General features: G+C 32.4%; 26 protein-coding genes and 1 pseudogene. 4 read left to right on the top strand and 23 right to left on the bottom strand.

What is annotated here, in order from left to right:
* Window positions 1–384: 384 nt before the first annotated feature.
* From BSF41_RS23640 to BSF41_RS24030, 23 genes and pseudogenes are all read right to left on the bottom strand, one after another.
* The gene (locus tag BSF41_RS23640; protein ID WP_141248171.1) at window positions 385–684 is read right to left on the bottom strand and encodes a toxin-antitoxin system YwqK family antitoxin; all 300 of its coding nucleotides are present in this window, start codon (window positions 682–684) and stop codon (window positions 385–387) included.
* A gap of 407 nt (window positions 685–1,091) precedes the next feature.
* Window positions 1,092–1,598, bottom strand: coding sequence for a hypothetical protein (locus BSF41_RS20060; protein WP_095931283.1), 507 nt, complete (start codon window positions 1,596–1,598; stop codon window positions 1,092–1,094).
* 20 nt (window positions 1,599–1,618) lie between these two features.
* Window positions 1,619–2,194: a hypothetical protein gene (locus tag BSF41_RS20055; RefSeq protein WP_141248170.1), complete on the bottom strand. Its 576-nt coding sequence runs from the start codon at window positions 2,192–2,194 to the stop codon at window positions 1,619–1,621.
* Window positions 2,181–2,729 carry a transposase gene (locus BSF41_RS20050; protein ID WP_095931281.1) on the bottom strand — a complete coding sequence of 183 codons (549 nt, stop codon included), beginning with the start codon at window positions 2,727–2,729 and terminating at the stop codon, window positions 2,181–2,183. The genes BSF41_RS20055 and BSF41_RS20050 overlap by 14 nt, the downstream gene beginning before the upstream one ends.
* A gap of 52 nt (window positions 2,730–2,781) precedes the next feature.
* Window positions 2,782–3,078: pseudogene (locus tag BSF41_RS20045) on the bottom strand (transposase); the annotation flags it as partial.
* A gap of 91 nt (window positions 3,079–3,169) precedes the next feature.
* Complete coding sequence (locus BSF41_RS20040; protein ID WP_095931280.1) at window positions 3,170–3,658, bottom strand: hypothetical protein; 489 nt, start codon at window positions 3,656–3,658, stop codon at window positions 3,170–3,172.
* 10 nt (window positions 3,659–3,668) lie between these two features.
* The gene (locus BSF41_RS20035; RefSeq protein WP_141248169.1) at window positions 3,669–4,271 is read right to left on the bottom strand and encodes a hypothetical protein; all 603 of its coding nucleotides are present in this window, start codon (window positions 4,269–4,271) and stop codon (window positions 3,669–3,671) included.
* Between the two features lie 10 nt (window positions 4,272–4,281).
* Window positions 4,282–4,836, bottom strand: coding sequence for a transposase (locus BSF41_RS20030; RefSeq protein WP_095931278.1), 555 nt, complete (start codon window positions 4,834–4,836; stop codon window positions 4,282–4,284).
* A 408-nt stretch (window positions 4,837–5,244) separates the two neighbouring features.
* Complete coding sequence (locus BSF41_RS20025) at window positions 5,245–5,700, bottom strand: hypothetical protein (RefSeq protein WP_095931277.1); 456 nt, start codon at window positions 5,698–5,700, stop codon at window positions 5,245–5,247.
* Between the two features lie 2 nt (window positions 5,701–5,702).
* Window positions 5,703–6,200: a hypothetical protein gene (locus BSF41_RS20020; protein ID WP_095931276.1), complete on the bottom strand. Its 498-nt coding sequence runs from the start codon at window positions 6,198–6,200 to the stop codon at window positions 5,703–5,705.
* A gap of 250 nt (window positions 6,201–6,450) precedes the next feature.
* Window positions 6,451–7,005 carry a transposase gene (locus BSF41_RS20015; RefSeq protein ID WP_095931275.1) on the bottom strand — a complete coding sequence of 185 codons (555 nt, stop codon included), beginning with the start codon at window positions 7,003–7,005 and terminating at the stop codon, window positions 6,451–6,453.
* Window positions 7,006–7,432: 427 nt separating this feature from the next.
* Window positions 7,433–7,732 carry a toxin-antitoxin system YwqK family antitoxin gene (locus BSF41_RS20010; protein ID WP_095931274.1) on the bottom strand — a complete coding sequence of 100 codons (300 nt, stop codon included), beginning with the start codon at window positions 7,730–7,732 and terminating at the stop codon, window positions 7,433–7,435.
* Between the two features lies 1 nt (window position 7,733).
* Window positions 7,734–11,132, bottom strand: a complete 3,399-nt coding sequence (locus tag BSF41_RS20005; RefSeq protein ID WP_095931273.1) for a hypothetical protein — start codon at window positions 11,130–11,132, stop codon at window positions 7,734–7,736.
* Window positions 11,133–13,307, bottom strand: a complete 2,175-nt coding sequence (locus BSF41_RS20000) for a hypothetical protein (RefSeq protein ID WP_141248168.1) — start codon at window positions 13,305–13,307, stop codon at window positions 11,133–11,135.
* Between the two features lie 215 nt (window positions 13,308–13,522).
* Entirely contained in the window at window positions 13,523–14,023 is a 501-nt protein-coding gene (locus BSF41_RS19995; protein WP_141248167.1) for a hypothetical protein, read from the bottom strand.
* 26 nt (window positions 14,024–14,049) lie between these two features.
* Window positions 14,050–14,502 (bottom strand): CHAP domain-containing protein, encoded by a 453-nt coding sequence (locus BSF41_RS19990; RefSeq protein WP_095931270.1) that lies wholly within the window; start codon window positions 14,500–14,502, stop codon window positions 14,050–14,052.
* A complete protein-coding gene (locus tag BSF41_RS19985; protein WP_095931269.1) occupies window positions 14,499–14,786 on the bottom strand; it encodes a methyl-accepting chemotaxis protein in 288 nt (95 codons plus the stop codon). The genes BSF41_RS19990 and BSF41_RS19985 overlap by 4 nt, the downstream gene beginning before the upstream one ends.
* Before the next feature lie 320 nt (window positions 14,787–15,106).
* The gene (locus BSF41_RS19980; protein WP_095931268.1) at window positions 15,107–15,352 is read right to left on the bottom strand and encodes a hypothetical protein; all 246 of its coding nucleotides are present in this window, start codon (window positions 15,350–15,352) and stop codon (window positions 15,107–15,109) included.
* A 408-nt stretch (window positions 15,353–15,760) separates the two neighbouring features.
* Window positions 15,761–15,961, bottom strand: a complete 201-nt coding sequence (locus tag BSF41_RS23635; protein ID WP_141248166.1) for a hypothetical protein — start codon at window positions 15,959–15,961, stop codon at window positions 15,761–15,763.
* 122 nt (window positions 15,962–16,083) lie between these two features.
* On the bottom strand, window positions 16,084–16,656 hold the full coding sequence (locus BSF41_RS19970) for a DUF3164 family protein (RefSeq protein WP_095931266.1): 573 nt from the start codon (window positions 16,654–16,656) through the stop codon (window positions 16,084–16,086).
* Window positions 16,657–16,667: 11 nt separating this feature from the next.
* Window positions 16,668–16,799: a hypothetical protein gene (locus tag BSF41_RS24035; RefSeq protein WP_256385530.1), complete on the bottom strand. Its 132-nt coding sequence runs from the start codon at window positions 16,797–16,799 to the stop codon at window positions 16,668–16,670.
* A 12-nt stretch (window positions 16,800–16,811) separates the two neighbouring features.
* Complete coding sequence (locus tag BSF41_RS19965) at window positions 16,812–17,087, bottom strand: hypothetical protein (protein ID WP_095931265.1); 276 nt, start codon at window positions 17,085–17,087, stop codon at window positions 16,812–16,814.
* Window positions 17,084–17,218 (bottom strand): hypothetical protein, encoded by a 135-nt coding sequence (locus tag BSF41_RS24030; RefSeq protein ID WP_256385529.1) that lies wholly within the window; start codon window positions 17,216–17,218, stop codon window positions 17,084–17,086. Before BSF41_RS24030 ends, BSF41_RS19965 begins: the two co-directional genes overlap by 4 nt.
* A 308-nt stretch (window positions 17,219–17,526) precedes the next feature.
* On the opposite strand from BSF41_RS24030, the gene BSF41_RS19960 reads away from it, so the two are divergent.
* The 4 genes from BSF41_RS19960 to BSF41_RS19945 all read left to right on the top strand — a co-directional run bounded on the left by BSF41_RS19960 (window position 17,527) and on the right by BSF41_RS19945 (window position 23,893).
* Window positions 17,527–18,210: a S24 family peptidase gene (locus BSF41_RS19960; protein ID WP_253251861.1), complete on the top strand. Its 684-nt coding sequence runs from the start codon at window positions 17,527–17,529 to the stop codon at window positions 18,208–18,210.
* Between the two features lie 639 nt (window positions 18,211–18,849).
* Complete coding sequence (locus BSF41_RS19955; protein WP_095931264.1) at window positions 18,850–19,407, top strand: RNA polymerase sigma-70 factor; 558 nt, start codon at window positions 18,850–18,852, stop codon at window positions 19,405–19,407.
* A 113-nt stretch (window positions 19,408–19,520) separates the two neighbouring features.
* Entirely contained in the window at window positions 19,521–20,441 is a 921-nt protein-coding gene (locus BSF41_RS19950; protein ID WP_095931263.1) for a FecR family protein, read from the top strand.
* A gap of 71 nt (window positions 20,442–20,512) precedes the next feature.
* Window positions 20,513–23,893, top strand: coding sequence for a TonB-dependent receptor (locus BSF41_RS19945; protein ID WP_095931262.1), 3,381 nt, complete (start codon window positions 20,513–20,515; stop codon window positions 23,891–23,893).
* Window positions 23,894–23,904 lie beyond the last annotated feature (11 nt).

Here is a 23,904-nt window from a genome sequence, read left to right as displayed (position 1 = left end):
GTTTTATTTTACAGCTGTAAAACAAAGAAATAAGGTTTGCGTATTGGCGTAGATGTAGCCAATAGTAGAGTCGGGAAACTTATGGTTTTAAGTTTCCAGAGTTTTTAAAATGTAATTTTTTGGAGTTTAAGAGATTTGATTTTCTCTTTTGATTTTAAAACAACTCAAAGATTTTTGGTCTTTGAGTTGTTGTTTTATTTTACGTTCACGAGTGGGACGATCGTGCCAGCGAAGAGATCAAACCAATCTTTGCGGGCACGGATTACAAATCCGCGCGATCGTTGCGGAGATAGATCTGCGCGATCGGGACTATCGTTGTGTAGATAAATCTGCGCGATCGGGGCCGGGGTCGTTGCGGAAATATATCTGCGCGATCGAGTTTTATTAAGGCTGTGGTCCACAATCAACCTCACTTAATAAATTTCCATTTTCATCCCATTCTTTATAAATACCATATAAACGATTATCCTTTTCAAAATGTTCATCCATAATTTGACCGCTATTATAATATAGGGCGATTCTCCCTTCTTTACTGCCATTTTTTGTATTGAATTCTCCTATCAATTCTCCATTGTTGTTATATTCTACGATTGTTCCTGTAAAAGGAAGACCATTATAATGGTATGTTAATCCACCTCCCGCATCGACATTGGCAATTTCTATATTTTCAAAATTTACATTCATTTTATTTATTATAAAAGTTAATAAGTCTGTTATATAAAAACAGTCTACACATCTTGGCATAATTACTTTAGTATTGTCAATTTTCACGGTAATATTTCTATTGTAACCCAAAACAGAATTTTCTAACCCGATAGCGCGGATTTGTAATCCGTGCCCGCAACAGTAAGACACAAAAACAAATCACTAAAGCAAAAGTTACACAATTAATGTACTTTTTTATAATTACAAAGAGAACTAACCAATCTTTGCGGGCACGGATTGCAAATCCGCGCTATCGTTGCTGAGATAAATCCGCGCGATCGGGATTGTTATTATTTTTTGTAAATCTATTTTAGGACAAGACAACTTTGCGTTCACTAGCGGGACGCTCGCGCCAGCGGGGGAGCTAAATCTGCGCGATCGGGATGTTAAACAATTGCCACCTTGTATATTACGTTTTTATTAACAACTTCTTGAAAAAAATCTCTTAATTTGCTAAATACAGATATAAAATATTCAGTGGTATAATCATCTTGTTCAATGTTATCAATATTGAAATAGTCAAAAAAACTACCTTGTTTCATTAAAAACGATTCTAAGCTATTTCCAATATTCCATGTTTTTGTTAAATCCAAATTTAATGGCAATAATTGTAAAGAGGGTAAAATTTGATTATTTATAAATGTAATTACTTGTGGTAAATCATTTAGCGAGATATAAACATTTGAATCAACATTAGTCAATTCTCCAACAGGCATTCCAGTTTTTTCTTTGTAACTATATTCACTTACCATTGATTTGTATAATTCTAAAGCTAAATTTTTGTTTACAGTAAAAGCATAATATAATATAGCTCCATAATCATCAAAATTTGTGTAGAAACCTGGTGCATTTGAGTCATCATAATTAACTTCTAATTCTATTCTTCTGGCCATTTTTTTTCTTTAATAAGTTATTAATCCCAACTATTCGTTTGGTTGTATTTTTTGTGCAAATATTGATATGTACCTTCGATTATTTGTTCTCTGGTAGTGTTAAAAGTTGAAGGATTTATTTCGATAATGTCTGATTGTAAATAAGAACTTTTTACCCTTTGTTGAAAATCAGAGGCGTTCATGAGTATATCTTTTTTTGTTCTTACGTCCTTCATTTTAAATTTAAAACTTTCTATTTTGTTTATAAATTTATCTGTTTTAAGTTTTTTCAATCTCTCATTATTCCTAATAAAATTTTTAATTAATGTATTGTCTCTAAGAGGAATATTACCATATGCTAGAATAAAATCTGATTCTTCTTTCCAAGATGTCTTTTTAATAGGGAGCTTACAGCTCTTAATTGTTTCGAATTTTTGTGAGTAAATATCATAAATTAATCCATCTATATCTCGGATAGCTCCTTTGTGTAAAGGTTTACCATTTGCACCATAAAATACAATATCTATACTAACATAACCTTCTTCGTAGGAGGCGAGATTTCCCCGGCTGGCGCGAGCGTCCCGCTCGTGCACACACAGCATATCAATTAATATCAATTTCTAAAACGGTCTGATCATTATCTCCATAATTTCTGGCAGAGCTATATTTCCAGTCTACAGGATTAGTAACGAAACCTGTTTGAACTGGATTGTTATGAATATAGTTTAGTTTTTGCTCAAAAACTGTTAAAGACCAAATTTCAATAGGTTTATTGTTTTGCTGCCAAAATTGCCTGAATTTGATATTGCTGTTTTTCTTTCCTGCTCTTTCAAACATCCAAAGCATCCATTCTTTCCTGCTTTCTTGCGGATTTTCTTCAATTGTTTTGAGCATTTTTCTAGAGGTAAAACCTTTAAAGTCTCTTATTAAACCAGAAGGATCTCCATTTTCAGATCTAAAAATTAAATGAATATGGCTTGGCATAATACAATAGCCATAGATCTCCATTCCTTTGTTTTTTCTGCAGTAATCTAATGATTCTACGATACTCCCAAAATATTCTTCTCTTGTAAAAACATCTATCCAAAATACCGTAGCAAAACTTATAAAGTAAGCTCCAGTTTTATCTCCAAATTTGTATTTTCTGCTCATTTATTATTTTTGAGCCAATGTAAGAAATACTTTGCGTTCACGAGCGGGACGCTCGCGCCAGCGGGGGATTTTCTTCAATTGTTTTGAGCATTTTTCTAGAGGTAAAACCTTTAAAGTCTCTTATTAAACCAGAAGGATCTCCATTTTCAGATCTGAAAATTAAATGAATATGACTAGGCATGATACAATAACCATAAATCTCCATTCCCTTGTTCTTTCTGCAGTAGTCTAATGATTCTACAATGTTCCCAAAATATTCTTCTCTTGTAAAAACATCTATCCAAAATACCGTAGCAAAACTTATAAAGTAAGCTCCAGTTTTATCTCCAAATTTGTATTTTCTGCTCATTTATTATTTTTGAGCTAATGTAAGAAATACTTTGCGTTCACGAGCGGGACGCTCGCGCCAGCGGGGGGGCTAAATCTGCGCGATTAGGTTTTTAATCTTCATAACTTATCATTATTGGTGTCTTAAGATTTAAAGATTTTTGTAAAAGTTCTTTTATTTCAATCAACATATCAATATAATAATCAACATATTCCGGGACATAATCATAATTTATGTTTAAATTAAAACTCCAATCATTCCCATTATTAACTTCATTCTTTAAATTATCAAAACCGCCATATTTTTCCCATATATTCAGTCTTTCATTTTGTAATGATGGAATAACTTGATTTGCTATTGATTGAATACTTTCTTCAATATCGCCTGAATCAAAATGTGCAGACATATCATTAAAAGCATCTAGATTTCCAATATCCAAATGGTTTTCTAATCTAAAAGCTATTTCTTTTTCTAATAAAAAATAAAGTTTAGTAGCTAAATCGTAGTTAATATCCTTTATGTAAAAAAGCAATGTGCTTAATTCGTCTTTTCTGAAATAAGTATCTATATTCTCTATTTTGTATCTAATATCTAGTGGCATATTATTTATTTTAATCTGTTATTATTCTAATATATAAACTATTTAATAATTCTTCTTTTGTTGTATTGAATGTTGTAGGATTAATTTCTGTAAAATCACTTAAAGAATAAGGGGTAGCTTTTAACATTTGTTTAAAATTTGATAAAGACATTGTTTTAGCTTTTCCAGATTTATCCAAATATTTTACTTCTATGGAATGGATTTGATTGAAATTTTGAGGCATTGTTATGTCTTTCCATGTTTTTTTTCCTTCCTGTGTTATAAATGTTTTTGCTTGTGTAATATCTTCTGGGAGATTTCTTAAAATTTCTAATTTTTGAGCATCATTATATTTTGTTTTTGTTGTTTCAAATGTTTCTCCGGGAGGAAGTTTGGCACTATATGGCATTTTAATTTTATTTATAGATTTATTTACAACAATGGCATCAATATCTAAATGTATCTTTCCGACTAGAGGAGTCCCATCAGCTTTTTTAAATAAAATGTCAACACTAAACATCAGATCTTCATTATTTAAAACCCGATCGCGCGGATTTGCAATCCGTGCCCGCAAAGATTGGACACAATGCAAATCAAAAAAAATCAATTGTTGTTGATATTTTCTAGAATGCAATAATTTTTTTTCAAAACAGATCTAACAAAACAACATCTAAATCATTTTCTAAGCCTGAATAATTCCTTGCCGAACTAAAATAATAATCTTCAGATGAACTAACAGTTTTATCTTTTACGGGATTGTTATGGATGTAATCTATTTTTTGCTTGATAAATTTATTGCTGTAAATATGTTCTGCGTGATAGCCATTTTGCCATACTTTATAAGTCTGGTTCTTTTTTAAATGTTCACATGACTTTTGAAAATATTCAAACATCCATTCTCTTCTGCTTTCAGGTTCATCTATTATAGTCTGTATTATTTTTTTTGATGTAAATTTTTTAAAATCTCTAATAATATCAGATAATACAAAACCATTCGTTCCTTTGCAGAGCAAATGAATATGGCTGCTCATAATACAATAAGCATAAATTTCTAAACCTTTATTTTCCTGACAATACTTTAAAGCATTTATTAAGATGTTTTTCTGATTTAGTCTTGTAAATATATCTATCCATCCTACAGCAGTTACAGTTATAAAATATGCTTCCTCAGTGGTCGTTGCTTTATATTTTGTTGACACGTTCTTTTTTCCTACAAAAATAAAAAGTATAGCGGAAAATTTTACTTTTTATTTGTGGGGTTTTGAAGAATTACTTTGCGGGCACGGATTGCAAATCCGCGCTATCGGGAGATAGATCTGCGCGATCGGGTTTTTTAAAATGTGATTTTTTGGAGTTTAAGAGATTTGGTTTTCTCTTTTGATTTTAAAACAACTCAAAGATTTTTGGTCTTTGAGTTGTTTTTATTTTTTTGTAAATCTATTTTAGGACAAGACAGAGAACTAACCAATCTTTACGGGCACGGATTGCAAATCCGCGCTATCGTTGCGGAGCTAAATCTGCGCGATCGGTTTTTTTTGTCTTTGAGTTGTTTTTCTGTTTTTTGTAAATCTATTTTAGGACAAGACAGGGGATCGGGTATTATGCCATTATTTGTATGCAATATCCATACTGTAATTTGTTGATGACCAAGCGCCCTGAATAATCTCAATTAAAGCATCAACTATCTTGATTAATTGATAAGTAGGAAAAGGATCTGTATAATAGATTTTAAAATCATCATCCTCAGTTGGAATAGCTTGTAATTCTGTAATAGGTATAAATGCACCTTTATTTTGTAAATTGGTTTTTACAGCTTGTAATACTGAAATTATCATTTGCTTATCTGATTGACTATTTGTATAATTTTCCCAACCTAAAGACATAATCCCCGTTGAATAACCATTGATATGAAATTTTATTGAATAAAGCATATCATCTTTATTCGTTATACTGTATTGCGGTTTGATTAATTCATCATAAATATAACAATAAGCTAATTGCATATATATTTCATGAACCCAAAAGCCTAGGTTGTTTCCATTTGTAATTTTGGTATCTGGCATAATTAGTAATTTAATTTGATTAATTGATTTGTATATTGATTGAAATTTTGAATAACAAATTGATCTATCTGATTTTTCAAATAAGTGGGTTGTTGTCCAATTACAATAGAAATTTCGTCAAAGTGTTTATAGTCTATCACAATATAATCTAAAGCTGGTTTCCCATTTTTTGGCAAATATATTTTTTCATAATGAGTATGAATAGATCCTAAAAAACCACTACTTTTTTGATCAGGCACATATACTCCCAACCAATTGTTATAAAATCTATTTATATCTTGTTGTTGGGCCATCTTTTGAGGTAAATCAAATTTTATACCTAAAGGGTCAAGACTCTTACCATTTAAACTGCCTCCTTGCATAATTATATCTCCTGCTTCATCTATTAAAGATGCTCTTGCAACTCCATTTGATTGTATTTCAAGCTTTATAAAACTATCTGTTTCATGAATTCGATATGGACCTTTGGTCGCAATATCTTTAAAGTTTGGAGGTAACATTTCGCTTCGTCTTTTATTAAAATAAGCAATATTCTCTGTTGCGTTAGGATATTCAAGTAAGCGTTTAATATGTTCTTTAGGATTAAATCTAATATTTTTGATACCTTCAATACTAGCATCTCCCGATCGCGCAGATTTATCTCAGCAACGTTAGCGCGGATTTGCAATCCGTGCCCGCAAAGATTGGACACAATGCAAATCAAAAAAAATCAATTGTTTTTAATGTTTTCTAGAACGCAATAGATTTTTTTCAAAACAGATCTAACAAAACAACATCTAAATCATTTTCTAAGCCTGAATAATTCCTTGCCGAACTAAAATAATAATCTTCAGCCGAACTAACAGTTTTATCTTTTACAGGATTGTTATGGATGTAATCAATTTTTTGCTTGATAAATTTATTGCTGTAAATATGTTCTGCATGATAGCCATTTTGCCATACTTTATAAGTCTGGTTCTTTTTTAAATGTTCACATGTCTTTTGAAAATATTCCAACATCCATTCTCTTCTGCTTTCAGGTTCATCTATTATAGTTTGTATTATTTTTTTTGATGTAAATTTTTTAAAATCTCTAATAATATCAGATAATACAAAACCATTCGTTCCTTTGCAGAGCAAATGAATATGGTTGCTCATAATACAATAGGCATAAATTTCTAAACCTTTATTTTCCTGACAATATTTTAAAGCATTGATTAGAACATTTTTTTGATTTAATCTTGTAAATATATCTATCCATCCTACGGCAGTTACAGTTATAAAATATGCTTCCTCAGTTGTTGTTGCTTTATATTTTGTTGATATATTCTTTTTTCCTACAAAAATAAAAAGTATAGTGGAAAATTTTACTTTTTATTTGTAGGGATTTGAAGAATTACTTTGCGGGCACGGATTGTAAATCCGCGCGATCGTTGCGGAGGTAAATCTGCGCGATCGGGGTTTTAAAACAACTCAAAGATTTTTGTCTTTGAGTTGTTGTTTTTATTTTACGTTCACGAGTGGGACGATCGTGCCAGCGAAGAGATCAAACCAATCTTTGCGGGCACGGATTACAAATCCGCGCGATCTTGCGGAGATAGATCTGCGCGATCGGGTTTGCAAATCCGCGCGATCGTTGCTGAGATAAATCCGCGCGATCGGGGTTACAAATCCGCGCTATCGTTGCAAATATAAATCTGCGCGATCGGGAGTCGGGGTCGTTGCGGAAATATATCTGCGCGATCGAGTTTTATTAAGGCTGTGGTCCACAATCAACCTCACTTAATAAATTTCCATTTTCATCCCATTCTTTATAAATACCATATAAACGATTATCCTTTTCAAAATGTTCATCCATAATTTGACCGCTATTATAATATAGGGCGATTCTCCCTTCTTTACTGCCATTTTTTGTATTGAATTCTCCTATCAATACTCCATTGTTATTATATTCTACGATTGTTCCTGTAAAAGGAAGACCATTATAATGGTATGTTAATCCACCTCCCGCATCGACATTGGCAATTTCTATATTTTCAAAATTTACATTCATTTTATTTATTTATAAAAGTTAATAAGTCTGTTATATAAAAACAGTCTACACATCTTGGCATAATTACTTTAGTATTGTCAATTTTCACCGTAATATTTCTATTGTAACCCAAAACAGAATTTTCTAACCAATCATTAAATAAACTTTCCTCTACCATTGAACTTCCAAATCTCTTTTCAATTAAATCATTTAAGGCTCTAATTTCGGCATGGGCTCCAATATAGTGACCAGCTTTATCTATATTAATAATATGATCTACATTATAAAGAGATTTTACATGTTCTAATTCTTCAACTATTGCCTTAATATTTGGATGCAATGATTCTCTGTAAGTAATATATTGGCTTTCAGTTTTAAAATATTTCTTTGGAAAATTAGTGAATAATTCTGAAACTTTACCAGAATTCTTATCAATCATGCCTGATACTAATTGAAAGTTTTCATCCCTATAAGTTCGACTTGGATGCGAATTTAACAACTGTTGTGATTTTGTTTCTACAGCATTTACTAATCTTTCTGCATATTCTGTCTTGTATGTGTTTTTTAAATAAGATGATGATAATTTTTCGCCTAATCCATTTGGTAGTGAATAATATCTATTTATTCTTATCCATAATTTGGGATTAGATTTAGCCAATAATTTACTTTGATTTGATGCTGTATTGAATTTGTCAAATAAATATGGCTGTTTTTTTAATCTATTAAACCAATAATTATTAATAGTTCCAAAACTATCTAAGAATTCTATTTGTTTATTCTTATTGAGAATTAAAAAATCTTCTCTCAAAGTTAAATCATCATAATATCGTTTCCAATGATTAATTAGCTCAGGCTTATTTTGAAATGTTGCCAAATCATCTCCAAAAGTATCAATAAAAACTAATTTTCTTTCATAGCTAAGAGTGTTTATTATTGGTTTGGTTATTGGTTCATCAACATAACGAATCAGTGCATCAGTTCTTCTTTGAACACAAATATAATCAGTAATTTTTGCTTCTTGTAATCCTCTTTCGCTTAAACTAATCCAATTATCAATATAACTACCATTACGAATGCCACTTGCATTTTTTCCATCGTTTAATAATCTCCAAAATACAACATCATCAGTATGCTGAAAATCTGTCATGAACTTTAACCTTTGAGCATCAGTAAAAACAGAATTATATTTTAAAAGAATGTAATTAGTAGCATCCCCAAGATCTAAACTGTTTAATTTGTTTCCAAATAAGGTTAAAGTTACATCTTTATTGCCTTTTAGTGTTGTCAATAAATTAAACATTTCTGGAGTAAGACCATGAGCGACACCTGGGGGTAGGGCTTTAATTAAATCTAAAACTTTTTCTGCCTCACGCACAGCATGGGCTTGTGCTGTTAAAGATAAACCAACTCCTAAAAAAGTTAAGGATATAAATATTTTTTGGCATCCTTCTAAAATTTTTCTTTTAGCCTCATCATTTTCAGTAGTTATTAGATATTGGTTAATGTGGGTTAAAGAGCCAGCTGTAAGTGTAAAAATGTCGGCTGCTCCTTTAAAACCTTTCCAAATTTCAATAGCTTCAGTAGGTTTAATTCCACCAGCTAATGCTCTTCCTATTTTGGTGGTATGTTTTAAATATTGTAAATCGCTAAGAATACTTGATCCTCCAGTAAAATAAATTAATAAAGCGTCAACGGTTAAATTTACAGCTAATGCAACTCCAGCATCAAAATCTGCTAATTCGTCATATTCTGTAATAAAATGAAAAAGAAAAGCTGGTATTGTTGCGGTTGTTGGAATCGATAAGTCAAGATTAGCCTCGTATCCCGAAAATGTAACTTGTTGATATAGATGAAACAATCCCACAAAGGGTTTGTAGTCATGATGGTAACCACCGTGCTCAAAATTGATATCTAATTTTGAAATTTTAGTTATTTCTACTTTTTTATCTAATAACTTAGATTCAAAATATTCTTCTGTTCTTATATTATCTGTTATGGATGAAGTAAATGTCAACCAATTTCTTTTGTTAAATTCATTGTCATTGATATAAAAATAATTTTCAGGATCAACGCCTTTAAAATTAGGCCAAGGATCAGCCACAATTACTCCTGGACGTATAAAATCCATGTTGTATTTTGATACTTTCCAAAGTTTAAATACTGCAAATGCAAAATATTTCCTATTAGTTTGTTCATCAACAAACCAATTTACAAAAGGATATCTTTCTAGTCTTGCATCTGTAAGAGTGTCATAGATAACTTGAAAATTAGTCTCAGCACCATTTTCTTTTTCAAGTAAAAAATCTAAAAAGTGATTTGCATGTGATGGATTTATAGATATAACAAGTTTTACAAGTACTCTTTGATCCTCTTGCGATAAATTGAATTTTAAATATTGTTTAATACATTTAATAATCAACTCATAAGGAATTACGTTTAAAGCAGATGGTGATAATATCTTTAATAAATATTCTACTTTGTCATCAGCAGGGTAATATGCCAAATTTTTAGTCTTATTACATATTTGATAAAAATTTTGTAGGCTTGAAAGATAGGATTGATAGTCTTCTAAAGTAGATGAATTAGAAAATAAAGCCTCAAAACTATCGTTGTATGATCGAGAAAATCCGTCTAGAGGTGTTTCATAGTAATATCCCCAAGTTCTTTTAAAATTAAACAATAGTTTTTCGAGATCTGTAAAATCATTATAATCAATAATTCCATTTGCAACATCTTGCTCTTTCTCGAAGAAGTGAGTATTTGAAGCAATAAGGGGAATAATATCTCGATTAATTTCTCTAATTTTAAAAATAATCAAGCTCATTGCTTTCTTAATCAAAGTTTTTTGGGTATTACTTACTGACCATGAATTTATAAAATCTCCTAAGTTTTTTTTATAAAAATGACCGCCAGGAAGCCCTGATTGATTATTGAGAACAATGACTGCATTGGTGCCATCAGTATTAATTTTGTAGTCAACAGTTTCAAAATCTTCAACTATTGGTTTTAAGTAGTTACGAACGCCTCTATTATCAATTGTGTTCTGTAAATTAAAAGTGTATTTTTTTTCATTATAAAAATAATCATAAGGTTCTTCAAAATCAATTGAAGTAACCGTTATCTCTTCACCCTCAGTAGCTAGAATCTTTTTAAAGTTATATTTAACCAAATTATCTAGTGTGGGAACAGGTTCAACGTTTTGAATGTATTTTAAAAACATTGTTTTGTCGTAATAGCCCGATAGGTTTGGCCTTTTTCGATCTTCTCTTTTAAATTCTGATTGTTGATAATATCTATATTCTTCTGAATTTAATGAGGATAGAGTAAAACCAACTAAAAAGCCTTCGACATCAAAAGCTGGTTTTTCAAATAGATGTATCCTTACCGGAGTTCCATCTTTTAGAATTGCGGTAGTAGTCATTTATAAAACGGTATTAATATTAAAAAATGGAATGCTAATGTCTAAATCAGGCATATATTCGCTATACCCCTTACTAAAATGATATCTCCTATCCAATGAATAAACAAAAACAGGATTACTTGGTTCTTTCAGCTTATTGCTGCCATTAGTATCTTCAATCACAATTCCAACTCTGTATTTCTGATATTTAATATCTTCAGGAGAAATTATTTCGTTGCTATCTTCAAATAAATCAATCAAAAACAAACGAGGATTTTTCATATCACTATAAATCAAACCTTTTATAATTTCATTTTCGGTTTTGGTTAATCCTAGGATAATTTTATTAGGAGTAGAGCTATCAAGTGTTTTTAATTCTAGTCCTGTAATAGTTTGTGTACTGTCTGTAAACACTTTTAAATTGTAGTAATAAGGATCAGGCAGCTCGTATGTTTTACTTTTGGTTACTGCACCACTGGCAGAAGCTGTAGTTTTAGTATCTGGAGTAGTGCTTCCAGTTGCAGAAACAGCATTATTCATAACATCTGCCGCTTCTGTAAGATAGGTTACACGTTCAACAAAAGGTTTCTCTTCAATTCCTGTTTCAATGATATCGTTAACCGTTACTGTTTGTGCAATTGAAATTCCCTGTTGCTTTTTGTCATAAAACTCATTAATTAGATTCAGTTTTTCAGAAGTCATTCTGGAGTAACTTTCGTCACTGCCTAATTTTAGTAATGGTTGCGCTTTAATTAAATCAAAGACATCATCAAAAAAATTGACAACACCAATTACGGCTATAGGATTTCCGTTTTCGTCTTCTTCCTCACGAATTTGATAAGTATTCACTTTTCCTTGATAAATTAAAAGACTTAATGCAGCAATGTTCTCGCCTTCAACAGCAGGAGTTGTTAATTGTATTGTTGAGGTTAGCTCACTGTAATTTCCTTCTTCATCTGGAGGCAATCGTAGTCCGTCGGCATTAATAAAATTGTCTTTTTGTGCATTGGCAACTTTGGCAAGTTGTCCGTAAAAGGCAGTATTGTTATTATTGTCTGTCGGAAATTGTAGATACAGATTATTTGTAGCAACCGTATTTGCTTGGTTTTGTGTATTAATTAAGACAGGCCATTTAGAATTTCCATACAGAATAGCAGTCATAGAAACTTCATTGGTTGCCGTATCTTTCAACAATCCTGTTTTTAGGTTTTCGGGACCTGCTCCAATTTTATAGTTTTTGTAAAAATCGTAACTGCGTGTACGGTCACTTTGAATGTAGATGTACCAATTGTTTTTTGTCCAAAACTTATTAAGCAAATCACTGAAAATGGCTGTTCCTTTTTTCTCTGTTTGAACTCCAGAGGCAGTTGCCGTAACAACTCCATTTTCAACATGAGAACCATAATAAGCGGCAATATCAATAAATTGAGTGCTTTGCTCGCGCTGCAATTTTTTAATGAAATCTGTTGAGCCATTTACTGTAATTTCTGCAAAAGGTTTGCGGGCATATTCTAAATTGAAAGCAAATTCAGTATTATCAAAATCATGTTTGTAATCGCCGTAATTTAGAACAACATCAATTCCGCATTCGCCTTCTGCAAAGTTTCCTAACGATTTTCCAATATCGATTAGAGGCAATTCGAAATCGTCTTTCTCATCAAAAGTATTGCCAGCTGCGACAAATTTCGATTCTTTAAAAAAGAAGTCAGAAAGTTGGATTGTTGTATCAGTTAGAGTTGCATCGTAACCAATAAATTTAACAGTAAAAGCAGGAACAGGAATAGGCGTGACTGTTTCGCCTTCTTTTTTTACACGTCCTTTATGAAAAGCATCAAAATCGTCGTTTATCTTATTAATAAAGTCAGAAGTTGAACTGCTTTTTGCAATAATTAATGGATCGGAATCAGTTGTAAAAAAATCACTTTTCTGTAAACCTCTGTAAACAAAATATTTGATATTCAGTCCAGGAAAAGGCTGTTTGTAAGGACGAAGAATTAGATTCACTTTATCGGGATCGCCGGTTTGAGGCTGCAATAAAACAACTCCTTTGCAGATCGAAAAGGCTTTTTTGGGTGCATCTAAAGAGAATCTAGAAGTCAGGTTGAAAACAGTTTCAGATTGAGGTCCAAAGCCCTGACCTGACAACTGCGCGGGAAAACCTCCCGACTCTATAAAAAAATGGGATTTTGCGGACATATTTTAAGTATTATTTGTTCGTTGGTATAATTTTAACACATAGAAACATAGATTCAGAGTGATCTAAAAAGGCGTTTCACTTGTTTTCAAGCAATCATTAGCTATGTGGAAGAAATATATTTCTCTTTGGTATTCTTCAATTTATTCTAGAGAAACTATGTTTCTATGTGTTAAAAAAATAAGTTATTTCTAATGAGGAATTAGTAATGAAGTTTTTATCTAAACCATTCAGGTTTATGGGTTTTGTAAATGAATCTTCCAATAAAGAAGAGGAGAATAAGAAGCAGTAATCTCCCTAACCAGATTTGTACTTTTTGCCAAAAAGTGAGATAGTTGATAAACTTGGTAATAGTGATCGTTTTTTCTTGGACATCTTTAACCTGTTTCGATTTCCAATGCGCGTAGAGTTCCTGTTCTTTTAGGTTGCAGTCTACTTGAAGTTTATTGTTATCAAGACGAACCTTTGGGCTTTTTAATGTACGCCCTGGTTCGGCCTGAATAACATTTTTAAGAACTACTTTTCCGTTAAGGCATTCTAATAAGGCATTATAAGAACTGCTGTCTTTTGCAATTTTAAAAACAGTATCGTGTAAAGTTTCGGTAATGGTAATCGTCTGGGTTTTGTTTTCATTTTGCACCGGTTTGGGACTTCGGCAGGAAATCATGATCAGGATAATGAAAAGAGAAAAAACAAGACATTTTAGTTTTTTAGTCATAATTAATTGGGTTGTAAGTTTTGTTTTTAGAGTCGTAAAAAGCCTTTAACGCTTTTGATATCGCGTTTTCTTCTCGCTACTTTATAGCCTTCGCGTCCGCCAGAATCATTGGTATTTCCTTCGATAGTATAAATTGTATTTCCAGCAATTTTTTCGACAAATCCAGCGTGACCAGTACCGTTATTAAAATCCATAATAAAAACATCTCCAGGCTGAGGTGTCTTTTTTACCAAAAGTGGTCTCGAATTGTATTGGTCTAAAACACCACCAGTTTTCTTTAAAGGATTTTTAGCATTCATCTGAAGAGAAGCTTTCTGTGCGCACCAATAGATAAAAGCCATGCACCAGGCATATCCTTTGCCAAGTCCGACGCTTCTTAAATAAATTTCGACTTCTGGTCCTGCGTTACTGTTTCTTGGCATTTCTTCGACACCAATTTGTGCCGTAGCGATTTCGATCGTTTTTTGAGCTAGTGTCATGAGCTTTTTCCGTTTAATTGTTTAAATTTTTGTAGTTCATCAACCAGTTGCTGGTTGATCAGCATGAGTTCTTTGTGCTGTATTTCCATTTTTTTGATTGTTTCTGTAGCGGCGGTAAGTCTCGCAGTAATATCGTCTAGAAGATCACGGTAATATTTTACAGCGCTTACAGCGTTGTCGAGTTCGGCGGCACGGTCTTCTGCGAGTGATTTTCGCATAGAGAAAAACCAAGTAATAAAAGCGGCAAAAAATGCGGTTAGAGTGGGGTATAAAAACTGCTCCATTGAATGTGTTTAAAGTTGAATGTTGGGTTTAAAAATGATTTGTTCAAAAAACAACTTTAGAGTTGTTTAGAGAGGAAGCCTAACTGGAAATTTTTCTAGTTTTTGAGCGCGGTTGTTTCCTTTTGAGATTGCAAAGATTGGGTGAAAAAAGCCCTAAAAAAAATGATTGCAAGGTCTGCGAACATTTGTATTCTAGGGCTTTACAGAGTTGTAAGGAAAGCGAACAGAAGTCGATTTAGATGATGTAAATGTTACATCTTTGCATCACAATAAGGATGCTTTTGAAGATAAATAAAGAATGATTTTTTCTTTAATATGGATTAAGAAGACCTTTCCTGATTGCTCATAAGTTCTTCGATTTTTTTTAGTTCAGAAGTGATAGGTGTACAGAGAATTTCATACAAAGTAGTTCTAGAAATCGGATAAACCGGATAGACGTATTTACGCCAAACAACAGTAGTTGGAATATCTTCCGTTTTGTGTTTTTGGTACAGTTCTTTAATGAGTTTGTAACGCATTAATTTATTTTTTTGAATTCCGAGGCTTCTGTTTAAAGATATAGGCATGAGAGATAATATTTTGAATGATAGAAAAAAGAAAATTTTAAGAAGAACGAAGTTTGAAAAAGAGTTAATAGTTTGAATTATAAAGACATCATATTTAAGACAGCCAAACCATTTGATCATATTCAATAAATGGTTTTTACTTTCCGATGCCATTTTTATATTGAACCTCGTTCTGAGGTTGTATTTGTTAAAGATTTATTTAACAATTTAGGTCAGCAAACCCCGCATGACAATCCTGTTTCCAAAACCTTTTTAGGTTTGGATTCCAATAGAAAGAATGAGTTTTGGCTGTTTATTATAAGGGCAGAAATCGCCCGTTTATCGGTTCCTGATTCTCTTCAGAAAGAAGAAGAAACAGGAACCATTTTTATTTGCCTGCTTTTTTTGCCTGCAGGTTTAGAGGTCGTTTTAGCCTTTGTAAGTGGCTGTTGTGTGTTTTTTGAATCTCGGATTTTTGATCACAATACTTTCGTACTGATTAAAAGCCAGACGTTCTTTTTTGGATAAGTCATTACTGCAATTCCAGTTTCCGAGTCCGTCTTTAAAGATCGTATGTTCATTTACTTTGTAGCTTTCGTGATCTGTAATTGGCTTTATTTTTACGCTCATTCAGGTATTGTTTAAAAGTTGTTTTTAATTTGAAATAAAACCATTCTCTAAATAAAAGAATCGGCTTTAAATTGGTTAGAATTAACAGGATCGTTAATAGCAGTGATAAATAAATGTCATGATTAAGCTGCATGGTTTTGTTTGTTTTGCTGGTTAAAGAAATCAAAAGCATAGCCTTGTAAAAAATCTACAGAAGACATCGATAGCGGAATATTGGTTCTTACACCATTTTCGTCAATTCGACAAGCTTCAATAAACCAGCTTGAACGTACAGGTTTAAAAGCAGATGCGATAATTTCTACACCATCTGTAAATTCTTCATTGTTAAAGTCTTTTGTCAGTTTTTGAAGTTCCAAAACTCTTGAGCCTTTTAAATTTCCTTTAGCATCTTTTTTTAGAAGATTGAAAACAATTTTGACTAGAGAAGCAGTTTCTTTACTGGTAGAAAGAGAAGAAATATAGTTTTGTACTTTTTCAATACCAATAGTTACCGTATCGTCCCAGCCTTCATTAATGCGGTATCCAATCGTAATTTCTTCTTTGTCATTAGAAAAAGTATGTGACATCTGCTTTTCTTTAAATCCATAAACCTGATTTTTTAAATCCAGAATAGTTTCAAACAGCTTGAACGTTTCAGTTTTGGCATTTTGCATCATTTCAGAAGTTTGCTGTAATCTAGAAAGTGCTTTTGGAATCGTTTCTGCTACTAGTTTTTTATAAGCATCTCTTTCTTCATTTTTTTGTTTTCAACTCGTTGAAGCGCTTCTTTTAATTGTTGGGCAGAAAATTGAGTTAAGTCCATAACAGGTTTAAAATTGTTTGCAGTTGTAATGTTCATAATAATGGGCTTTTAGTAAATTAGTATTTCTTCTTTAAATGGATCTGCATAATAAGGTTTGAAATTATGGTGCAAAGCAAGTTTCGAAACCTCTTTTATTTTACTTTCAATATTTGGTGTTACAGGACGAGGAGAGGCAGTTTCATCATCCAGAATATGCATCCATTGAAAACGTTCCTGATTAATGCAGATTCTTTCTCCAGCTGTAAAAGTTTTGCTTCTTTCTGTGCAATATTGAAGTGCCAGATACAATAATGCGATACGTTCTTCGATTTGTATTTTATTCATAATTTTTCTTCTAATTGATTTTTTAATTTTTTAATGTCAGATTCGATTAAACTTCTTTCAGGACTATTTGGATTTTCAATCAGCCAATTTTCCAGTTCCCGAATTTTTTCTTTGATTTGATTTGTTCCCATTTCAATTTGGATTAAGATTTAATGATATTTTCTTGTTTTCAGATTCTTTGTAAAGAACTATTTTTAGATTCGTAGTATTTTACATTCTTTTTGTGTTTTAGGATAGTATTTTTCTTTTTATGAATATATATTGTTTTTTCTTTGTAAATCAGTTATTTGTGTATGGTTTAAAATTGTTTCATTTTGTTGTTGCTCAATATTTTCTGGCTTAACCTATTGTTTTTCAATTTTATTTTTCTTTACTTTGCAAATATAATGTAAAATAATACATTAAAACAAATTTTTAACGTAAAATAATACATCTTTTTATGGGTTCAACGGAAAGAGTGCGGGAATATCTTGATTATAAAGGGATTACTAAGTATAAGTTTTGTAATGATTTAGGATTTTCTAATAAGTTTTTAGATAATAGTAGTAATATGGGAACAGATAAGGCGTGTAAAATATTACACTATTATCCAGACCTCAATTCAGAGTGGCTTTTGACAGGAAACGGGCCTATGATTAAAGAAGAAAATACTAGCGTTGTGGTTATGAATAGTGATAGAAAAACAGTCGATTCGCTTCATGCAAATCAAGAAATACCGTTGTATGATTTAGAAGCGGTTGCAGGTTTAAGAGAACTTTTTAGCAGCGGAGAACCGCAAAGAATTCTGGATACAATAAAAATTCCGAATCTTCCAAAATGTGATGGAGCAATTTCTGTAACAGGAGATAGTATGTATCCTTTATTAAAATCGGGAGATATTATATTGTATAAGGAAACAGAATTTGAAAATATCTTTTTTGGCGAAATGTACCTTTTAAGTGTAAAACTAAATGATTGGGAAGAATACATTACCGTAAAATATGTTCAAAAGTCTGAACAAGGACAGGAGTATGTAAAATTGGTAAGTCAGAATTCCCATCATCAGCCAAAAGACATTCATATTTCAAAAATTTCTGCTTTGGCTTTAATAAAAGCAAGCATACGTATTAATACGATGATGTAAATTTTTTGAGAAATTCTCTTTCATTTAAACGGGAGAGAAAAAACGCGAAAAGGCTTTAGCCAAACTTTTAAGTTTTAGCTAAAGCCTTTTCGCGTTTTTTGCAAACAAATCTATTTTAAGCTGAAATCGGAAATAGTTCTTTTTTTGCAGAATTCAGTTTTATATGGAAAGGTTTAAATTATAATATTCCTCATAAAAGTGTTTTTTCTCATTTCTGGAATTCTTCATTTTTTCTTTTTATTGCTGCAAAATGAAATTTTTTTAGAGTTTGAAATATGCTTTTAAAGCATTCCCATTAATTATTTGTTAAGCACTTTTTCGCTCCAATTCTGCTTTTTATAAGAGAAAGACTGTTATCTCGGATAAAGTTTCTGAGTTTTCGCTCCAAATGCTGTAAAGCTTTATTTCGCGGCTAATTTTCGACTTCAAATGTTAATAATATGTTTCGTTTCAGAGGGGTTTTATTAATGTAAACGTAACCTAATCAACCTACCCCTAGGTTTAATTTTGGAGACATATAAGAAGAACCCAATACTTTGTATATGCCAATTTTTAAACAGCAGGATCATTATCAAAACAAAATCAGAAAAAGTGTTTTGGCTCACGCTTTTCATTTGATTAATCATAAAATAATGAATCATGTATAAGAAGTTTACAGACGAAGAACTTGTCGAATTATTAAAATCGGGCAAGGATAAAGCTTTTGATGAACTTTATTTTAGATATCGAGATCTGTTAGTTCGATTCGTATATCTCCGAATGAAATCGATTGCCATTTCAGAAGAAATTGTGCAGGAAGTTTTTACCACTATTTGGGAAAGACGCAAAACAATTGTGATCCAGAAAAGTTTTGCGGCCTACATCTACACTTCGGTTCGCTACATGACTTTAGATTACATTAAATCGCATGAGGTTACCGATCAATACATTCAGGAAGTTTTAGATAAAAATACCGTTTCGCAAACCAGTTATAATGCGATCGAGGATTCTATTTATTATGACGAGTTGAAAAAAGCGGTTGATGAAGCGGCATCGTTACTTCCTAAAAAATCAAAAGAGGTTTTTATTCTTAGTCGCGTAAAACATTACACCAATAAAGAAATCGCCGAAGAATTAAACGTTTCAATCGAAACCGTAAAATACCATATTACATATTCGCTGAAATTCATGCGCACTTATTTGGGCGAATTCAATTAAAAGTAAACTTCAGATTAAGAACTCAGCTTTTTTCTTAACAGAAGCGTAACCTTTTGCGCCTACCTAAAATTACAATTCCCAAGACATACTATTAAAGACATAAAGAAATTATAATGCCTGAAAATTCAAATAACGAAATCAAAAATTTTTTAGAAGGAAAGTATTCTCCGAAAGGACAAGAAATGTGGAATAAATGGTACGATCGTACAGATGATTTTTTTGATAATATGGAAATGGTTCAATCAGACCGTTCTAAACTTAAAAAGGAATTAAGACAAATAAAGAGTGCTCATAAAGTTATTGCTCTTCCATACAAAAACTGGGTTATTGCGGCTTCTTTGGTTCTCTTAATCGGATTATCGGTGTTTTTTTATCAAACATCAAATGCAGTCGAAAGTAAACAATTTGCCGTAAAACTAGGAGAGCATGCCAAAATAGAATTAAGTGACGGAACACAAATCTGGTTAAATGCAGGAAGTGTACTTAAATATCCAAAAGAATTTAAAGGAGATACCAGAGAAGTGTATTTAAGCGGCGAAGCTTTTTTTGATGTAGCCAAAGACAAAAAGCATCCGTTTATCATTCATACCAATAAAATGGATACCAAAGTTCTCGGAACCAGTTTTAATGTTCAAGCGTATCCAGATCAAACTACGCAAGAAGTTTCGGTTGCTACAGGAAGAGTAAATGTGAAATCGACTGTTACAGAAGAAAATGTGTATGTAACTCCAGGACAGAAAGTGATTTTTAAATCTCAAGATAATAAGCTTCAGGCTTTTAAAGATATTCCGGTAAATGCCATTTCGTTATGGCGAAAAAATATTATGGTTTTTGAAGAAACGCCTTTGCCAGAAGTTGTAGCCACCATTAATCGCAATTACAATATTTCAATTGAAGTCAAAAACAAGAATTTAAACGCTTTAAAGATTAGCGCTTATTTTAAAGAACTGCCTGCCGATCAGGTAATTGGATTGGTGTGCAATATCATCAATGCCCAATACAAAATGGACTCAGGGGTTTACAAAATCGAATAATTTTTTAAACAATAAAAATAAAACTACGTAGCAAACTAATAAACAAAACAATTACACTAAATCTAAAAACTATGAATGAAAAACAAATGCGGTATGCCGTAAAATGGCAGAGCATAAGGACAATAGGAGCAAAATTATTCCTGTTTATGACTTTGTTTTTTGCTGCACTAACAGTAAAAGCCGGGAATGTTGACATTAACAAAAGAGTGACTTTAAAAGTTGACAATGAAAGTATAAAAAATATATTTCAAAAAATTGAAAATCAGGTTGATGTGCATTTTATGTACGAAAGCAGCCAAGTAAATGCCAATCAGAAATTAAGTTTAAAACTGAATAATGTAACGCTAGAGCAAGCATTAGATAAAATCTGCGGTAATGTACTTAGATATGAGATCGTTAGTAACAATGTCGTGATTAAGAAAAATCAGAAAGTTGCTTCTGCAGACCAAAATAAAATTATTGTTTCAGGAACTGTTATAGCAGGAGACGATAATATGCCTTTGCCAGGTGTCGGGATTAAAGACAAAGGTTCGGATGCCGCAACAGCAACAGATTTTGACGGAACTTTTAAATTGGAAGTAAACGCTTCTGAAGCAACGCTTATTTTTTCTTACGTTGGGTATGTAACGCAAGAAGTAAAAGTTACGGGTACGCAAACCATTAATGTAAAATTGGCTGCCGATGTAAAACAGCTTCAGGAAGTTGTGGTAATGGGGTATGGAAGCGTGAAAAAAAATGAAGTTTTAGGAGCTGTTGGTAGTGTTTCTATGAAGGAAACTTCAAGCAGAACGTACAACAATGCTGCCGAATTATTGCAAGGAACAGTTGCCGGAGTTACCGTAATCAATGATGGTGGAGATCCTACTGCGTCGCCAACAATTAACATTCGTGGTATTGGATCTTTGAATGCTGAAACGCCTCTAATTGTTTTGGACGGAATTATTTACAGCGGTTCTTTAAATACGATAAATCCAAATGATATTGCATCGATAAACGTTTTAAAAGATGCGGCTTCTGCAGCAATTTACGGTGCCAGGGCTTCTGGTGGGGTAATTTTAATTACTTCTAAAAAAGGAGTTTCAGATAAAATAAATGTAAATGTAAACTACCAAGGAGGTTTTCAGAATGTAGCCAAAAAACTAGAGGTTCTAAACGCTGCAGAATATGCTGATGCTATGAATCTTGCAAGAGATAATGCAGGTTTGCCTAGAATTCCTGCTTTCGATCCTGCATTTGAACCAACGGCAAGAACAACAAAAACAAACTGGATGGATGAAATTTTCCGTACCGGAGAAATTCAAGATCTATCACTTTCGGTAAACGGAAAAACAGAAAAATCTAATTTCTTTCTTTCTGGAAGTTATAGAAAAAACGAAGGTATTTTGTTGAATACATATGGAGAACGTTATACAGTAAGAGCAAATTCTTCTTTTAAATTGGCTGATAATTTCACAATTGGAGAAAATATTTCGTACTCCTTAACTGATGGTCAGACTGCTAATACGTCAAGTTCGTATACAGGAGCAATTCAAGCAGCGATTTTGTATCCGCCAAACGCAACGATTTACAGAGAAGATGGTTCAGGGCAATTTGGTGGTGTTCCAGAAAAATATATTGGTTCTTACGGAGATGTTATCAATCCGGTGGCGTATTTGAAAAGATTAGACAATAAAAATCCAATTTCTACCATTTTGATCAATCCGTATGCAGAATGGGAAATTGTTCCAGGGTTAAAAGTAAAATCGAACTGGGGTTATACTAGAATTCAAGATAATGCATCAGACTTTACAGTAAAAGTTATGGAGCCTGGAAAAATCTTCGATTTCAACAGATTGACGTTGAAAAATATAACAACTACAGATTTATTGAGCGAGCAGACTATTTCTTATGAGAAATCATTTGGAAAACACAATTTGAAAGCTTTGGCTGGATATACGTATCAAGAAACGAAAAGAGATTTTTATACTGTTGAAGGAACTGGTTTTGATAACGAAGATCCATCGCAGCGTTATTTATTGAATGCAAAATTGATTCAGCAGACGGCAGCAGGAAGATCAGATGAAATTATTTCTTCTTATGTGGGAAGAATCAATTACGATTTCAATCAGAAATATTTAATCTCTGGAATTGTTCGTCGTGACGGAACTTCAAAATTATTAGAAAATAACCGTTGGAAAGTATATCCTTCTGTTTCTGCAGGTTGGTTAATTTCTGAAGAAAATTTCATGAAAGGTATCGAGCCAATCATCAGTAATTTAAAACTTCGTGCAAGTTGGGGACAAATTGGAAACTTAGGAAACCTTGGACCATACCAATTTAGCGTGCCATTGGTACAAACTCAAGCTTTAATTGGAGCAGTGCCATCAATTAATTATGGTTATGCTGAAAGCGAATTATCAAATCCGAATTTAAAATGGGAAAGCTCTGAGCAGACTAATATTGGTTTAGATTTTACCATGCTAAATAACAGTTTAGTAGGATCTGTTGATGCTTATGTAAAGAAAAACAAAGACATGTTGGTTCGTGACCAATTGCCAGGAGTTTCGGGAACGCCACAAGGAAGAATTGTAAACTCGGGAGATGTAGAAAACAAAGGAATCGAGGTGAGTTTAACCTACCAAAAAACTCGCGGAGAATTTAAATTTGATGTTACGGCAAACGCTGGATTCTTAAGCAATAGAATTGTTTCTATTAAAGACGATTTAAATTCATTAGAACCACTTGGTTTAAGCAGAGTTCGTAGTTTGCCATTGGCGAATATTTACCAAGTTGGAAGCCCAGTTGGAGCCTTCTACGGATATGCTACTGATGGATTATTTCAAAGCAATGATGAGGTGAAAGCTTTTGTAAATAAAGATGGCGTAATGTATCAGCCAAATGCAGTTGCTGGAGATATTAAATTTAAAGATGAAAATGGAGATGGCGTAATCAACAATAGTGATAGAGTAGTTTTAGGAAGCCCTTTCCCAAAAACAACGTATAGTTTGAATGCCAATTTCAGATACAAAGGATTCGATATGAATGTCTTTTTCAGCGGAGCTGCAGGAAATAGCGTTTTCAATGCAGTAAAACATACCGGTTTAAATGCTTCTTTCCCAGGTTACAATTTATTGTCTGAATCTAAAGAGGCTTGGTCTCCAACAAACACCAATACCAATGTTCCGGTTCTTTCCTCAACAGATAACAATAACAACTTTGGACGTATTTCTGATTTATACATTGAAGACGCTTCTTTCTTAAGACTGAAAAACGTTTCGATTGGGTATACAATTAAAGAAAGCTGGCTGAACGGAAAAGCAAAATTGAGATTCTTTATTTCTGGACAAAACTTATTTACAATCACGAAATATTCTGGAATGGATCCTGAAGTTGGCCTTAAAAACTTCGGAATGGATTTAGGACGTTATCCGCTTTCTCGTATTTACATGACAGGTGTTAACGCAACTTTTTAAAAAATAAAAAA

Source organism: Flavobacterium sp. ACN2, from assembly GCF_002303885.1.
In the GTDB taxonomy this organism is placed as follows: Bacteria; Bacteroidota; Bacteroidia; order Flavobacteriales; family Flavobacteriaceae; genus Flavobacterium.
The sequence above is the reverse complement of the archived record's forward strand: the minus strand, read 5'-3'. Positions and strand labels throughout refer to the sequence as shown.